At 46.1% G+C, this 15,711-nt stretch carries 13 protein-coding genes and 1 other annotated feature; of the genes, 10 read left to right on the forward strand and 3 right to left on the reverse strand.

Features of this window, described 5'->3' with window-relative positions; translation table 11 throughout:
* Positions 1–14 precede the first annotated feature (14 nt).
* Entirely contained in the window at positions 15–1,448 is a 1,434-nt protein-coding gene (locus IRE19_RS00340) for a M20 family metallopeptidase (protein ID WP_203338898.1), read from the reverse strand.
* Between the two features lie 238 nt (positions 1,449–1,686).
* Positions 1,687–1,913 (forward strand) — a binding site (T-box leader).
* Positions 1,914–2,004: 91 nt separating this feature from the next.
* Here IRE19_RS00340 and IRE19_RS00345 point away from each other — a divergent pair.
* Both IRE19_RS00345 and serA read left to right on the forward strand, forming a co-directional pair.
* Positions 2,005–3,168, forward strand: coding sequence for a pyridoxal-phosphate-dependent aminotransferase family protein (locus tag IRE19_RS00345; RefSeq protein WP_203338899.1), 1,164 nt, complete (start codon positions 2,005–2,007; stop codon positions 3,166–3,168).
* Positions 3,165–4,751 (forward strand): phosphoglycerate dehydrogenase, encoded by a 1,587-nt coding sequence (gene serA / locus IRE19_RS00350; protein ID WP_203338900.1) that lies wholly within the window; start codon positions 3,165–3,167, stop codon positions 4,749–4,751. The genes IRE19_RS00345 and serA overlap by 4 nt, the downstream gene beginning before the upstream one ends.
* 37 nt (positions 4,752–4,788) lie before the next feature.
* On the opposite strand, the gene IRE19_RS00355 is transcribed toward serA, so the two are convergent.
* Positions 4,789–5,580 (reverse strand): HAD family hydrolase, encoded by a 792-nt coding sequence (locus tag IRE19_RS00355; RefSeq protein ID WP_203338901.1) that lies wholly within the window; start codon positions 5,578–5,580, stop codon positions 4,789–4,791.
* A 138-nt stretch (positions 5,581–5,718) separates the two neighbouring features.
* Here IRE19_RS00355 and IRE19_RS00360 point away from each other — a divergent pair, with 138 nt between their 5' ends.
* Complete coding sequence (locus IRE19_RS00360; RefSeq protein ID WP_203338902.1) at positions 5,719–6,822, forward strand: nitric oxide synthase oxygenase; 1,104 nt, start codon at positions 5,719–5,721, stop codon at positions 6,820–6,822.
* A gap of 13 nt (positions 6,823–6,835) precedes the next feature.
* On the forward strand, positions 6,836–7,051 hold the full coding sequence (locus IRE19_RS00365) for a hypothetical protein (protein ID WP_203338903.1): 216 nt from the start codon (positions 6,836–6,838) through the stop codon (positions 7,049–7,051).
* Positions 7,052–7,358: 307 nt separating this feature from the next.
* On the opposite strand, the gene IRE19_RS00370 is transcribed toward IRE19_RS00365, so the two are convergent.
* Positions 7,359–8,102, reverse strand: coding sequence for an SDR family NAD(P)-dependent oxidoreductase (locus tag IRE19_RS00370; RefSeq protein ID WP_203338904.1), 744 nt, complete (start codon positions 8,100–8,102; stop codon positions 7,359–7,361).
* Between the two features lie 196 nt (positions 8,103–8,298).
* Here IRE19_RS00370 and IRE19_RS00375 point away from each other — a divergent pair, with 196 nt between their 5' ends.
* From IRE19_RS00375 to IRE19_RS00400, 6 genes are all read left to right on the forward strand, one after another.
* Positions 8,299–9,018, forward strand: a complete 720-nt coding sequence (locus IRE19_RS00375) for a YebC/PmpR family DNA-binding transcriptional regulator (protein ID WP_203338905.1) — start codon at positions 8,299–8,301, stop codon at positions 9,016–9,018.
* A gap of 195 nt (positions 9,019–9,213) precedes the next feature.
* Positions 9,214–10,794, forward strand: coding sequence for a class I adenylate-forming enzyme family protein (locus IRE19_RS00380; RefSeq protein ID WP_203338906.1), 1,581 nt, complete (start codon positions 9,214–9,216; stop codon positions 10,792–10,794).
* Positions 10,787–12,013, forward strand: a complete 1,227-nt coding sequence (locus IRE19_RS00385; RefSeq protein ID WP_203338907.1) for an acyl-CoA dehydrogenase family protein — start codon at positions 10,787–10,789, stop codon at positions 12,011–12,013. The genes IRE19_RS00380 and IRE19_RS00385 overlap by 8 nt, the downstream gene beginning before the upstream one ends.
* A 15-nt stretch (positions 12,014–12,028) precedes the next feature.
* Positions 12,029–13,009 (forward strand): NADPH:quinone oxidoreductase family protein, encoded by a 981-nt coding sequence (locus tag IRE19_RS00390; RefSeq protein ID WP_203338908.1) that lies wholly within the window; start codon positions 12,029–12,031, stop codon positions 13,007–13,009.
* Between the two features lie 176 nt (positions 13,010–13,185).
* Entirely contained in the window at positions 13,186–14,301 is a 1,116-nt protein-coding gene (gene dctP, locus IRE19_RS00395) for a TRAP transporter substrate-binding protein DctP (RefSeq protein ID WP_203338909.1), read from the forward strand.
* Positions 14,302–14,381: 80 nt separating this feature from the next.
* On the forward strand, positions 14,382–15,704 hold the full coding sequence (locus IRE19_RS00400; RefSeq protein WP_203338910.1) for a TRAP transporter large permease: 1,323 nt from the start codon (positions 14,382–14,384) through the stop codon (positions 15,702–15,704).
* Positions 15,705–15,711: the final 7 nt, after the last annotated feature.

Below are 15,711 nucleotides of genomic sequence, written 5' to 3' on the forward strand. Positions count from 1 at the left end.
TCGTCTTTTTTCTATTATTTTAAGGCGGAAGGTTGAACGCCTTCCGGAATCGGACAGGCATAAGGCTCTTTGGCACGCTTCGCTTCGTGTTCGGCTTTGATCGCCTGAAGGTCTTCAGGATTGTTGAACAAATGGATGGCGGTATTCGCCATAGCTTCAGAGGACAGCAGCATGCCGCTATGTGCAAATGAACTGATGCCTTGCGTCACCATCTGCCAGGTGTGAAGAGGCGTCCCGATAGCTGATGTAGCCGTTGTTATTTGAGCGGTAGGAACAACCCAGCTGACATCCGAAACATCGGTGGACCCTGCCATAACCTCATCGGAAGGGATATACTCGGAAATTACATCCGCAAGATATTTGCCTTCGAACTCACTGCCGTCTCCGCTGTAGCCGAACGTTTTCATGCCGGCGAGAAAATTATTTTTTTCTCCCTCTGATAAAGTTTGCCAGATTCCTGCAGCAAATTCCTTTTCTTCTTCGGTAGGTTGGACAGCTCCGGCTTCCTGCAATTTCTTATTTAGAATCGCTTCCAATGTCCGGTTCGGATCGTAGTTGGAGCAGGCTTTATCGAAGACAATCGTCATATCGGTTTCGGTCATTAATGCAGCACCTTCCGCGATTTTACAGATGCGTTTGTAGATTTCATCGACATGCGCCACTTTCGGTGCCCGGATCAAATACAGAACCTCCGCTTCCGACTGGACAACATTTGGTGAAAAGCCGCCGCTGTTGGTAATGGCGTAATGCATCCTCGCTTCTTGGACAACGTGTTCGCGCAGGTAATTGACACCGACATTCATCAACTCTACCGCATCCAATGCACTTCGTCCCAGATGCGGCGAATTTGCTGCATGTGAAGCCACTCCTTTGAAGCGGAAATAGACTTGATAATTGGCGAGGCTCGATAAGCTCATGATGGAATTGCTATAGGAAGGGTGCCATGTCAAAGCGATGTCCAGGCCATCGAAGACACCTTCACGGACCATAAATGTTTTGCCGGAGCCGCCTTCTTCGGCGGGACAGCCGTAAAACTTCACAGTTCCACTGATTTTATTTTCAGTTAAATAAGCTTTGACAGCATATGCCGCGGCCAGTGAACCCGTACCGAGCAGGTTGTGTCCGCAACCGTGGCCGATGCCGCCTGGTTCCAGAGGTTCCTTCTGAAGCGAGCCGGCTTTTTGGCTGAGGCCGGAGAGGGCGTCGAATTCACCCAGGAATCCGATGACCGGCTTTCCTTCTCCGTAGGTTGCTACAAATGCGGTTTTGATGCCAGCGACTCCGCGTTCTACTGAAAAACCCTCTTTCTCAAGTTCATCCGCTAAGAAAGCGGCGGACTCGAATTCTTCATAACGCGTCTCAGGATGCTCCCAAACATATTTGCTGATTGATTCAAAGCGGTTCCTGTTGCTTGATAAGTAGTTACTAACAGAAGAGTCAATTGCCATGCCAATTCCTCCTTTGAAATAAATTCACAATCATTATAACAAAAATATCTTCTTATCCATCAGCAAGACAGAATTGAAACACTTCCGTGAATTATGAAAATATTTTTAGATTTCCTTAGAGCCGCGGGGCTTCAACGTTTATAAAGAATGGAAACGCTTGCAAAAAAGTCTAAATATTTTTTATATATTGACAACGATTTTGAGGCTGTATATGATGGAATCAATTCAAGAATACAGATTAACTATTTTGATGAAGATACGCTTTGCACAGGGAGATCTTAAGAGAGCTGATGGTTGGTGAGAATCAGTGGTTTCGGTGTTTGGCAGCACTTCTGAATAGATGGGCTGAACTTTCAGTAGGCCTTTCCGCTTCATGTCCGTTAAGCATGTGAACCAATGAGGCTGTCAGTTTGATGACAGTGAATTAGGGTGGTACCGCGAAATGGAAGACTCTTCGCCCCTTGCATCTTTATGTAAGGGCGGAGAGTCTTTTTTGTCGTCTTTATACACACATTGCCCGCAAAAGCGGGGAAATCGAGAGGGGAATGAACTCATTATGCTGACAGACCAACAAATTTTAAGAATCCCAGGACCAACTCCAATTCCACCGAGCGTGCAACGCGCTATGACACAGCCGATGATCGGACACCGCGGACAAAGCACCTCTGAAATGATCAGTGACATCAGACCAAAATTGCAGCGTGTGTTTGGAACCAAGCAGGAAGTCATGATATTAACAGGAAGTGGTACGGCGGGACTGGAAACAGCCGTGGTCAATACAGTTGCTCCGGGTGAAGAAGTTCTGGTTCTCGTAACTGGCGCATTCGGCGAACGTTTTGCGAAAATTTGTAAAGCATATGGCATTCAGACCCATGTTTTCGATGTCGAATGGGGCCTTGCTGTTGATCCGGAGGCAGTCAAAAACTTCCTTGTGGAACATCCTGAAATCAAGGTGGTCTTTTCGACTTTCTGCGAAACATCTACCGGCGTGTTGAATCCAATCAAAGAATTGGCAGCTGCCATTAAAGAGGTATCGGATGCACTGGTGATTGTCGACGGCGTTTCTTGTGTGGCAGGAACTGCTACGGAGATGGACAAATGGGGCATCGATGTAGTGGTCACCGGATCACAAAAAGCATTTATGCTTCCTGCGGGCCTTTCATTTATAGCAGCCAGCGAACGCGCTTGGAAGAAAATCAAAGCCAATCCTCAACCGCGCTTTTATCTGGACCTCAAAAAACACAGAGACAATATTTTAAAAGATACAACACCATTCACTCCGGCATTATCCATTCTATTCGGATTGCAGCAAGTGCTTGAGCTGCTGGAAGAAGAAGGGCTGGAGCAAGTATACGCAAGGCATCATCTGATGATGAAAATGACACGGGCCGCTTTTAAAGCATTGGACATCCCATTGCTGGCTTCTGATAAAGATGCATCGCCAACAGTCACAGCTGTAAAACCTGAGGATTTTGATTCTGAAGAATTCCGTAAAATAATGAAAAATGAGTTCGCTTTGGAAGTGGCGGGCGGCCAACAGCATTTAGCGAAAGCTATATTCCGCATTGGCCATATGGGCTATTGCTCACCAGCAGATATGCTGCAGGCAATTGCTGCAATGGAAATCGGATTGGTTAAAGCAGGAAAAAAGATTGAACTTGGCAAAGGAATTGCCGCTGCACAGCAAGTCTTTTTAACAGAAGGGAAGGAAACTAAATGACTTTTCATGTATTGATCAGTGATCCACTCAGCGAAGAAGGGATTTATCCGTTGCGCCAGGCAAATGGCGTAAACATTGTCATGGAGACCGATTTGACCCCTGAACAATTAGGAGAGCGCATTGAAGGCTTTGATGCCCTGCTGGTGAGAAGCCAAACGCAAGTGACACGGGAATTGATTGAAAAGGCATCGAACTTGAAGATTATTGGACGCGCCGGTGTCGGCGTCGATAATATCGACTTGGAAGCTGCAACCGAACACGGCATTATCGTTGTCAATGCCCCCGACGGCAACACGAATTCTGCTGCCGAGCATACGATGGCGATGCTGATGTCAATGGCGCGAAAAATTCCACAAGCATTCCATGCACTGCGCAATCAAAACTGGGACCGCAAATCATATGTAGGAGTCGAGTTGAAAAACAAGACCCTCGGAGTCGTCGGTTTTGGCCGGATTGGACAGGAAGTGGCGGCGCGTGCCAAAGGGCAGCGCATGAACGTCATTGCCTATGATCCGTTCCTGACTGCCGAAAAAGCAGATAAACTGGGCGTGGATTTCGGATCGGTGGAAGATGTCTTGAAAGTGGCGGATTTTGTCACTGTCCATACACCTTTATTGAAAGAAACCAAGCACTTGATCAATAAAGAAGCATTCGAAATCATGAAAGATGGCGTTCAGATCATCAACTGTGCACGAGGTGGAATCATTGATGAAAATGCGCTTTACGACGCAGTAAAATCAGGGAAAGTTGCAGGAGCAGCCCTTGACGTTTTTGAACAGGAGCCGATGGTTGATTTCCGTCTGTTGGATTTGCCGGAAGTTATTGCAACGCCTCACTTAGGTGCCAGCACATTTGAAGCCCAGGAAAGCGTAGCAGTGGATGTCAGCATGGACGTTGTCAGCTATTTCACGACTGGAACTGTCCGCAACTCAGTCAACTTGCCATCTGTGCCAAAAGAAATCATGAAGAAAATCGAGCCTTACTTTGATTTGTCAGAGCGTTTAGGTGCATTTTTGACAGATTTGTCAGGTGTGGCTGCAGAAGAAGTCAATATCCGCTACGCGGGGGACTTGGCCAATATGGAAGTCGGGCCATTAACACGCAATATGCTGAAGGGCCTGCTGAAGCGTCATCTTGGCAAACAAGTGAATGACGTTAATGCTATGTACATCGCCAATCAAAAAGGGATTGTGGTCAATGAGCAAAAGACTACCGAAGCGAAAGGGTTTACGAGCCTGATTACTGTGGAAGTGAAAACAGCAAAAGGAACAAGAAAAGCAGCCGGAACTTTGATGAACGGACAAGGTGCGCGCATCGTTAAAGTGGATGATTATCTGGTAGATGTTGTGCCAGAGGGACATTTGCTGTTTGTGCGACACAATGACCGCCCGGGAGTTATCGGGCGTGTTGGAACCTTGCTTGGACAGGAAAATGTCAACATTGCCACAATGCAGGTTGGACGCTCAAATGCTGGTGGAGATGCGATTATGATGCTGTCAATCGATAGACCCGCCGAAGCAGGCAGCCTGGAGCAATTAGCGAAACTGGAAGAAATCCAGGGAGTCACTCCCATCAATCTATAAATGACAGAAAAAAGGCCCTCGCTTAGAGGGCCTTTTTTTAGGGTTGTATTTGTTCCAATAACTGAAGTAGTTCTTCCAAATGCTGAATTTCGTATGTCGGGATGATGGATTCATGTGGAGCTTTCTCTTCACGGTTAATCCAAACTGAGCGAATACCGGCTTTTTCAGCACCGATGATGTCGGTCATGAGGTTATCTCCGACCATCAGCACTTCATCGGCGGAAAGGCCGAATTTTGATAAGGCATGATGGAAGATGTCGGGATCTGGTTTGCCTTTTCCGAACGCGCCCGAGATGATGATGTGGTCAAAGAAAGGAGCTATTTCCGGTGTGATTTTCAGTTTAATCTGCTGCAGGCTTGGAGATCCGTTGGTCAACAACAACAATTCATAACGGCCTTTTAAATCTTCCAATACTTTTAAACTTTCCTCGTAAAGGATAGGGTTTCTTTTGCGTGCTTCCGGGAAGTACTCAGCAAGCTGGCTGCCGATATCTGGATTGTCGATGCCGATTTTTTTCAAGCCGGCAGTCCAAGATTCCCGGCGGTAAGCCGGAACAATGGCTTTCATCTGCTGGAAATCAGATCCTTCATCATCGAAAGTGCCCCATAAGCCTTCGAAAGGGTTAATGCCGATCATTTTGGTGAAGTCGTATGTATTATATCCTGCATAGAGTTCAGTTGCCGCAGCTCTTACCGCTTCTTCCAAGCCGGAACAGTCCTGGCCGGTTAATTCTTCAGCTAATCGGCACGTTTCCTGGAATGCTGTTTCAACACTTTTCTTATCCCATAACAAAGTATCATCTAAATCAAAAAAAATCGCTTTGACCATCGGTATGTGCTCCTCCTGACAATATCTTTACTTTGCTCTAGTGTACTGGAAAAAAGGACAAAAACATAGGGAGTTCAGAGTTCTGTCACTGAAAAGAACAAGGGGCAGGTGATATGATATGGGCAAGGAGTGAATACAATGACGCTAAGCAATTCGACGATGCTTTTACTGGAAGAAGCCACTGAGTTTATAGGGATTTGTTACGATGAATTGGGAAAATGCCAAGACCAGAAAGCCGAGAGACTGCTTGAAATCAAAACGGAAATTGAACGGACAGGAACCTACACCCACAGCTTTGAGGAATTGGAGCATGGAGCACGCATAGCCTGGCGCAATAATAACCGCTGTATTGGCCGTTTGTTCTGGAATTCACTGACGGTATTTGATGAGCGGCATCAAACAACAGCTGAAGGGATTTTTAATGCTCTGATACAGCATATCGACTTTGCTGCAAACGACGGGAAAATCCGTCCGGCTATCACGGTGTTCCGCGCTGCAAAAGAAAATGAAGATTCATTGCGTTTGTGGAATCATCAATTGATCCGCTATGCCGGTTACGAAACTGCGGATGGTGTCATCGGTGATTCAAGTTCAGTGGAACTTACTAAGCGATGCCAGGATATTGGGTGGAAGGGAGCTGGAACAGCTTTCGATATTTTGCCTTTGGTCATCGAGGTTCCAGGCAAAGCGCCTTTTCTAAAAGATGTGCCAAAGCAATCGATTATCGAAGTCGAAATCGGTCATCCTGAAATTCCGGCGTTTTCAGAGCTCGGCATCAAATGGTATGGGATTCCTATTATTTCAGATATGTTACTGGAAATTGGCGGGATTGAATACAAGATGGCCCCTTTTAACGGCTGGTACATGGGAACTGAAATCGGCGCCAGAAACTTGGCGGATGAAGACCGTTATAATTTTCTGCCTGCAGTAGCGGAACTGATGGGGTTGAATACCCAAACGAATCGCTCTTTATGGAAAGACAAAGCGTTAGTCGAATTGAATATCGCTGTTCTGGAATCCTTCCAGGAAGCAGGGGTGACCATCGTCGACCATCATACAGCAGCTAAGCAGTTCAAGAATTTCGAGAAAAAAGAAGAAATGGAAGGACGGGACGTCACCGGCAACTGGGCATGGCTGATTCCGCCAATGTCTCCGGCCACCACCCATATTTTCCATAAGCCTTATAAGAACAACTTGGTCAAACCAAATTACTTCCATCAAAAAGCTTCCTATCACTCATAAGGAGAGGATTCTGATGAAAGAGTTTAAAGTAACTTATTTTTTTGATGAAGAGCATTATATTCGCCGTTTTATTCATGTGGAATCACAGGAGAAAGCAGAAAAACTGGTGCAAAGCGAACGCGATCAGTACGTTTCTTTCCATGACAGCCGCGGAATCTACCACGAATTGAATACAGGGAATGTCCGGGTCATCCAGATTTCTGAATACCATCGGACGGATAAAGTATAAAAGAAGCGGTGCTGCCTTAAAGGGCAGCACTGTTTTTTCATGGATGGAAGACTGCAAATTACTGTGGAACGTCCACAAATCGGTCTATACGCCCGCGAGCGCCCACAAATCTATATGAAGCACCCCCTCCCTAAGAGCTGAAAACAAATAAGCCCCCTTTGCTAGGCCGGCAAAGAGGGCTTTCAAAGAAATAAAAAGAGTTCCTCACTCATTCCGAAAAAATTTGCTCGTGGAACGAACAAGCCTGAAGCAAAATGGACACTTGTAGACATTTTCGGCAAGCTGAAAAACAACAGCACCGCTATTTTTATTTGAAGCTTAAGAAACCATCGTCCACTGCGACAGTAGAGCCGTTGATGGCTGCCGCTTCTTCAGAGAACAGGAACTTGACGACATTGGCCACTTTTTCGGGTTGGATAAGTTTGTTGTGCATATGGAGAGCCGATAAAGCTTTTTTCATTTCCGGGTCGTCTCCAAGGATCGGCGTGTCGATAAAGCCAGGTGCGACGCCGACTACGCGAATGCCATGCTCGGCAAGTTCCAGTGCGCCCGATTTCGACATCATGACGACTGCGGCTTTGGCTGCGTTGTAGTTGAAGCTGCCTTTAGCGGCCATCGATCCATAAATCGAGGCGGTGTTGACGATCGTTCCAGGTGTGCCAAGTTCGACCATTTTTTTCGCGCCGTAATAGATTCCGTAGTAAACGCTATGCTGATCGACATCAATCACTTTGTGGTAGGATGCGGGATCCATTTCAAGCAAGGGCTTGACCAGTCCGATGCCGGCATTATTGAAAATGCCATTCAATGTGCCGAATTTCTCAACAGCAAAATTCACCATTGCTTCCACTTGCTCGGCTTTTGATACATCCACTTTAAACGCTGCCGCTTTGCCATTTTTTGATTCAATATGGGACACTGTGTCATTTGCACCTTCTTCGTTGAAATCGGCTACTACGATGGCGTAGCCTTCTTTTGCCAGTTGGTAAGCTGCATGGCGGCCGATTCCGCTCGCGCCGCCAGTGATGATCAGAACTTTACTTTCTGCCATAATGAATTCCTCCTTCTGGATTTGAACTATTCTCACAATTAAACCGTACACGTTCCTTGTCTTTAAATCAAAGCATCTGATTAGATGAAAACTATGATTTTTGACTGCAAAATACGTTACATCTAAAAGATTTGTACTATAATAGTACATAGTGAATATCAGTTCGAAGGAAACTTTACAGAGAGAAGGAAATTTAATGGGACGCAAATGGAATAATATCAAAGAGAAGAAAGCATCTAAAGATGCCAACACAAGCCGAATCTACGCAAAATTCGGGCGTGAAATATATGTAGCTGCCAAACAAGGCGAACCGGATCCAGAATCGAACCAGGCATTGAAAGTGGTGTTGGAACGCGCGAAGACTTACAGCATTCCAAGAGCGATTATTGACCGGGCAGTCGAAAAAGCCAAGGGCGGATCTGAAGAAAGTTACGATGAATTGCGTTACGAAGGTTTCGGTCCAAATGGTTCTATGGTGATCGTGGATACCTTGACCAATAACGTCAACCGCACAGCTTCGGATGTCCGTGCAGCGTTCGGAAAAAATGGCGGCAACATGGGCGTCAGCGGATCTGTTGCCTACATGTTTGAACATACGGCGGTATTCGGCATCGAAGGCAAGACAGCTGACGAAGTGCTTGAGCTGATGATGGAGGCGGACATCGACGTACGTGACATCATGGAAGAAGAAGACGGCGTAATCGTGTACGCGGAGCCGGATCAATTCCATATGGTGCAGGAAGCATTTAAAAGTGCCGGCATTACTGAATTTACAGTAGCGGAATTGACAATGCTCGCACAGAATGAATTGCCGTTGCCGGCAGATGCGCAAGAGCAATTCGAGAAAATGATTGATGCGATTGAGGATCTGGAAGATGTACAGCAGGTCTATCACAATGTGGACTTAGGCGAATAAAACCAAGAGGCGCTTTGATGAACTCAAAGCGTCTCTTTTTTATGGAAAGTATTCTGATAATTATAAATTTGACTTGTAATTCAAAAAGAGAACGATTATACTAACTTTGAAGCGAAAGTATAATAATTCTGACTATTTATTTTTTGACTCTTTATGTAAGGGCTTTCATTTCGGGGTAAAGAAAGGAGGCGTTTTATGGAAATTCAGGAGATAAGTCTATTTGGCCGTGAAAATGTGAAGGTATTTAAAAAACGTCCGAAAACCATTGGAGAAATTATTCAGAGAAGCAGCGAGCTTCAAGGAGATAAGCTCGCCGTCGTCACCGAAGATCAATCTCTAAGTTATCGGGAATTAGAAGATCAATCAGATGCAATCGCGGCTAACCTTCAAAACCGCGGAATTGCAAAAGGGGATCGTGTTGCAGTTGTCGTCGGCAATCGTGCTGAATTTCCTCTGTTGGTCCTCGCATGCGCAAAAATTGGAGCGATCATGGTTCCGATCAATGTCAAATTAGCAGAGGAAGAGCTGCAGTATATCTTTGGTCATTCTAAGCCGAGCATAATCATCAGTGAAGTAGAGTTTTTTCATAAGGTAGAAAAAGCAAACCAAGGCGCCGCTGCGGTGTCCCTGGAAAACATCTTCGTTATCGATGGCCAGAATTCATATGAACAACTGTTGGTGAAAGGTGGACCTTATCGACAAACGGATGTGGGCGAAGAAGACGGCGTTTTCATCTTGTATACATCCGGAACTACCGGACGGCCCAAGGGTGCGGTGCTGACACATATCAATGTCGTCCACAGTTTGATGAATTATAAATCAGTTTTTGCAACCGATGATACATTTAAAACCCTTATTGCGGTGCCGATGTTCCATGTAACTGGACTGGTCGGCCAATTGCTGCATATGTTCTATGTCGGAGGGACAGTTTACAGTATGCGGCGCTATCAGAACGAAGAATACATCAACCGCATACTTGAACACAAAATCAATTTCCTTTTTAATGTACCGACCATTTTCATCATGATGTCCACCAGTGAAGAATTTCAAAAACACTCGTTTGACTTTGTGAAGAAAGTGGCTTTTGGGGGTTCGCCGATCTATCAGCAAACCTTTGCGATGCTGAAAAAAGCATTTCCGAATGCGCAGTTGCACAATGCCTATGGGGCGACAGAAACCACTTCTCCTGCAACTTTAATGCCATTGGATTATCCCGATTCCAAAGTGACGTCAGTCGGCCTTCCAGTGGAAGTGGGCGATATCAAAATCGTTGATGCGGAAGGAAAAGAATGTCCGACTGGCGAATCCGGTGAGCTTTATATCAAAGGGCCGATGATCATCAAGGAATACTGGGATAACCCGACAGCCAATCAAAGCAGTTTCACAGATGGTTACTGGCATTCCGGCGATTTAGGGATTCAGGACGAAGACGGCTTTATCTATATCCGTGACCGCAAAAAAGACATGATCAACCGCGCAGGCGAGAAAATATTCTCGATTGAAGTGGAAGATGTCTTGAAAGCTCATCCTGATGTAGTAGAAGCTGCTGTCATCGGTGAGCCGGACCCGGTTTTCGGGGAAAAAGTGAAAGCGTTTGTGGTGGGTCCTAAATTGGATGCCGAAGATTTCAGTGCTTTAAAGGAACATTGCCGAAAATCATTGGCGAAATTCAAGGTGCCAGAGGAATTTGAATTGATTGATAGCCTGCCGAGAAATGCTTCCGGCAAAATTTTAAAAAATACATTAAAAACCATAGGGGGAAAAACAAATGCTTAAAGAATTATCACCGAAAGCTGAAGAACTACGAGGGAAATTACTGAAATTCATGGATGATTATGTGTATCCGAACGAAGCGACTGTCGAAAAGTATCTGCAGGAAGCAGAAGACCGCTGGACAATTCCACCGATTATCGAAGAGCTCAAAGAAAAAGCAAAAGAACAGGGCTTATGGAATTTATTCTTAGACCATCCCGAATACGGAGCGGGGCTGTCCAATTATGATTACTCACATCTATGCGAAATTATGGGCCGTTCCCTGATTGCGCCGGAACTGTTCAATTGCAATGCACCGGATACCGGCAATATGGAGGTCTTCGTCAAATATGGAACGGAAGAACAGAAAAAACAATGGCTGGAGCCTTTGCTGCGCGGAGAAATCCGTTCTTGCTTCTCAATGACCGAACCGGCTGTCGCTTCTTCCGATGCCACCAACATCCAGAGCAGCATCGTTCGTGACGGCGATGAATATGTCATCAATGCGAAAAAATGGTGGACTACCGGCGCCATGGATCCTCGCTGTAAAATTGCCATTGTCATGGGGAAAACAGATCCGAATGCAGCCAAGCATCAGCAACAGTCGATGATTCTCGTACCTTTTGATCTACCGGGAGTGGAAATTATCCGTCCGTTGACAGTCTTCGGCTATGACGATGCACCGCAAGGCCATGCTGAAGTCCATTACACCAATGTCCGTGTACCGGCATCGAATATGCTGCTGGGTGAAGGGCGTGGATTTGAAATCGCACAAGGACGTCTTGGGCCGGGGCGCATCCATCATTGCATGCGTGCCATCGGAGCAGCTGAGCGGGCACTGGAGCTGTTATGCAAACGCGCTGACAGCAGAGAAGCATTTGGATCAACTTTAGCGGAAAAGGACGTTATCAGAGAAATCATTGCTGAAAGCCGAATCGAAATCGAACAGGCGCGTCTGTTGACCTTGCATGCGGCCCATAAGATTGATATGGAAGGCGCTAAGGCAGCGCGTAAAGAAATTGCCATGATCAAGATTGCCGCACCGCGCGTTTCGTTGAATGTCATCGATCGTGCCATGCAAGTATTTGGAGGAGCCGGCTTAACGGAAGATTTCCCGCTTGCCGCACATTATGCCAATGCACGCACACTTCGTTTAGTTGATGGTCCCGATCAAGTCCATTTGCGGGACGTCGGGCGCCTTGAACTGCGCGAACAACTCAAAGAAAGTTCAAATGTAAAATAAAGGAGGGGTTTGCAGATGAAGGCTTGGACCGTTGTCCGTATAGGAGATCCACAGGAAGCACTTGAACTTGCAGAGCTTCCGAATCCGGAACCAAAAGCCGGCGAAGTGCTCGTGAAAGTGGAAGCAGCTGCCTTGAATTTTTTTGATATTCTCCAATGCCAAGGGAAGTATCAGGAAAAGCCGGATTTGCCGTTTACACCGGGTGCTGAAATAGCAGGGGTTATTGAAAAAGGAGGAGATGGAGTAGATATCCAACTCGGACAGCGTGTTTTAGCTACTCCTCAATTGCCGAGTGGCGGCCTTGCCGAATGGGTGGTTGTGAAGCAAGAAGGCATATTTCCGATACCCGATTCGCTGTCTTACAGTGAAGCCGCTTCTTTATTCATCACATATCAGACGGCATACTTCGCATTGCACCGGACAGCACGCCTTCAAAAAGGGGAGACATTACTGGTGCATGCGGGTTCAGGCGGCGTGGGTTCTGCAGCAATCCAGCTTGGAAAAGCAGCAGGAGCTACTGTTATCGCGACAGCCGGCAGTGATGAAAAGACAGCCGTTTGCAAAGAACTTGGCGCCGATCAGGTCATCAATTACCGGACGGAAGATTTTGTTGCCATTGTTAAAGAAGCCACGGGAGGAAAAGGTGCCAATGTCATCTTTGATCCTGTAGGCGGTGACACCTTTGACCGATCCAGAAAATGCATCGCCTTTGAAGGGCGTTTACTGGTCATTGGCTTTGCAGGCGGCCGAATTGCGGATGCGCCGACCAATCACGCATTGATAAAAAATTATTCTGTCGTAGGCGTACATTTCGGCCTATTCCGCAATTTGTATCCGGAAGAAGTAATGAAAGCCCATCATGAATTAATGGCTTTGTATGAAAAAGGCGCTATTCAGCCGATGATCTATGAAGAATATCCATTTGAACAGGTTCCGGATGCTTTGGACTTATTAGGTGACCGCAAAACTTATGGGAAACTCGTCGTAAAACCATGAGGAATATCGACCACAGAGTCTGGACAAAGAACAAAAAATTGCTGCAGATATGGAAACCTCAAGAAGCCATTTCAGAAAAAGTTTTCTTCAATTTAATGGGAAATAGGATTGGTCTTTTGTAAGTGGATGCAAAAAGGTCTTCACAATCACTACATTAAACGGATGGAGGGAAAAAGATGAAATCAAACAAATTTCGCTTTTCAGCAGCGGGTCTCGGTTTAGTGCTTTTATTGTCAGGATGTGGGGGCGGTGGGGATTCGGGTGGCTCTTCATCAGAAGGTGAAACAATTACGCTGCGTGCGGCTACCGGACTCAGTGCCCAGCATGCTTGGTGGGAAGCTTCAATGGTGCCATGGATGGAACGAGTGGAAGAGCTCACTGAAGGCCAAGTCCAATTTGAATCGTTCACCGGTGGAGAACTGGTAGCAGTTCCGGATGAAGCGGAAGCGTTGGAAACAGGTACAGTGGACGTTGCGATCGTCCTGCCGATTTATCAGCCGGATCAATTCCCGATGGCGGAAGTGACAATGTTGCCGCTGAACCATTCGGATACACTGATTGCTTCAAATGCATGGAAAAAACTTCTCGAAAGTGAAGAGGAACTGGCAGATGGCCAGACCTACACCGAAATGCAATTTGGTGATTTCAAAGTATTCCCGATTTCCACTACACAAGAATACTCAATTTCCACAACTGGCCATGAGTTTAATGCAGTCAGTGATGTAGAAGGCACTTCGCTTCGCACGCCGTCCCGTATCCATGAAATGTATGCTGCAAAGACGGGCATCAACAGTGTAACGATGCCGGCTGTGGAAATTTACGATTCTTTGAGCAGAGGTACATTTGAAGGTGCATTTTACAGCATTGCCGATTGGACAGGCTATGGCTTCCAAGATTTGTTCCGGTACACGTTGACGGGCATCAATTTCGGGCATTTCAATGCATTTATTGGAATGAGCCAGGAGAAATGGGACGAAATGCCTGACAATGTCCAGGAAGCGATGACGCAGGCAAACGAAGAGATTTTTGAGCCTGGTGCGCAGGAGTGGATTACCCGTTCAGAAGAAATCATTCCTGAAAATGAAGCGAATGGCGGAAAATTCGTGGATTTTGCGGACCTGGATCCAGCAGTCCAAGACCACTTTAACCAAGGGATTGAAGAAACATGGACAGACTATGCAAAATTGCTTGAAGATAACGGCATGCCAGGAAATGACCTGGTTAAGATGTGGAGAGATCTTCTAATTGAAGAAGGCGGTGAAGTGCCAGAAGCCATTATGAATCTGGAATAGCCGTTTAGGAAAAAGGAATAGCTTATTATCCAAAAGCCATTCCTTTTTCTTTTTATAATTTGATGCAAGGAGGTCTTGAAATGGATAACTTATTGGTCATAGGAATTATTCTGGTAATGATGATAATCCTGTTGGTAACGGGATTGTATATACATTCAGTACTCCTTGCCAGTGGAATAATCGGCTTAATCTTATTGGAAGGCTTTGGAATTCTTCCGGGGCTGCTTGGAAATGAACCCTTTAACCGGGTGGCCAGTTATACGTTAACGACCATCCCCCTATTTGTATTGATGGCTCAGTTTATTCTTCAGTCCGGTTTGGTCCAGGACATTTTTTATATGGTCCATAAGGTTTCTAAAGGGAAAAACAGTTTGCTTGGTGTTTTGACTTTGATTATTGGAGGCATGCTGGGGGCAGTTTCAGGCTCAGGAACGGCAACCTCGGCTTCATTGGGGCAAGTGGCAATTCCGGAACTGCGCAAGCACGGTTACAGTGCACCGCTTGCTGGAGCCATTGCAGCATCAGGGGGCTCTTTATCTGGAATTATACCGCCGAGTATAATTCTGATCCTTTATGGAGTAGCGACTGAGACGCCTGTAGGCAGTCTTTTTGTGGGTGCTTTTATTCCAGGGATATTGACCATGGTTGTTTTTATCCTGGTGATGCTGGTTTACTTCCAAATGGACAGAAAAAAGCACACACAAATTGAGGAACCGGAAATCAAAGATGCACCGTTGCCGGAGAAACTATCTGCTATCCGTTTGATTGTTGTAAGCGTAATTGCTGTCATCATCGTCCTCGTCATATTCGGCGGCATCTATTCGGGTATCTTTACGCCGACTGAGGCGGGAGCTGTGGGTGCTTTTGTCGGTTTGCTTGCGGCATTGGTTCTGGGGAAAGTCAATTTCCAGTTTTTCAAAACCTCGGTTGTTGAAACTGTAAAACTGACAGGAATGGTCATGATCATCATGATCGGTGCGCAAATTTTTGGACGCTTTGTTTCTTTATCGCTGTTGCCGAGGCGCTTGATTGAATTGATCGAACCAATTATGGATACACCGGTATTGGTGCTGGTTGCTATTTCAGTTGTGCTGTTCATCATGTTCATGTTTATAGAAGGTGCTGCTGTCATTTTGATGTCAATTCCAGTAATCCTGCCCATCATTCAAGAATTGCAAGTCGATATTCTCTGGTTCGGTGTCTTCGTCGCTGTTATCTGCACGATTGGCTTAATTACTCCGCCTGTCGGTTTGAGTGTCTATGCAGTTGCCGGTGTCAGTGGAATCAGTTCAGGATCAATATTCCGCATTGCCATGGTCTTTGCAATCGTCGCTATGGTCATCGTCTGCGGTTTGATGATTGCGTTTCCAGGGCTTGCCACGTGGCTGCCGAATTCCATGTAAGCGATTG

The organism is Planococcus beijingensis (genome assembly GCF_016820615.1).
Taxonomy (GTDB): Bacteria; Bacillota; Bacilli; order Bacillales_A; family Planococcaceae; genus Planococcus; species Planococcus notacanthi.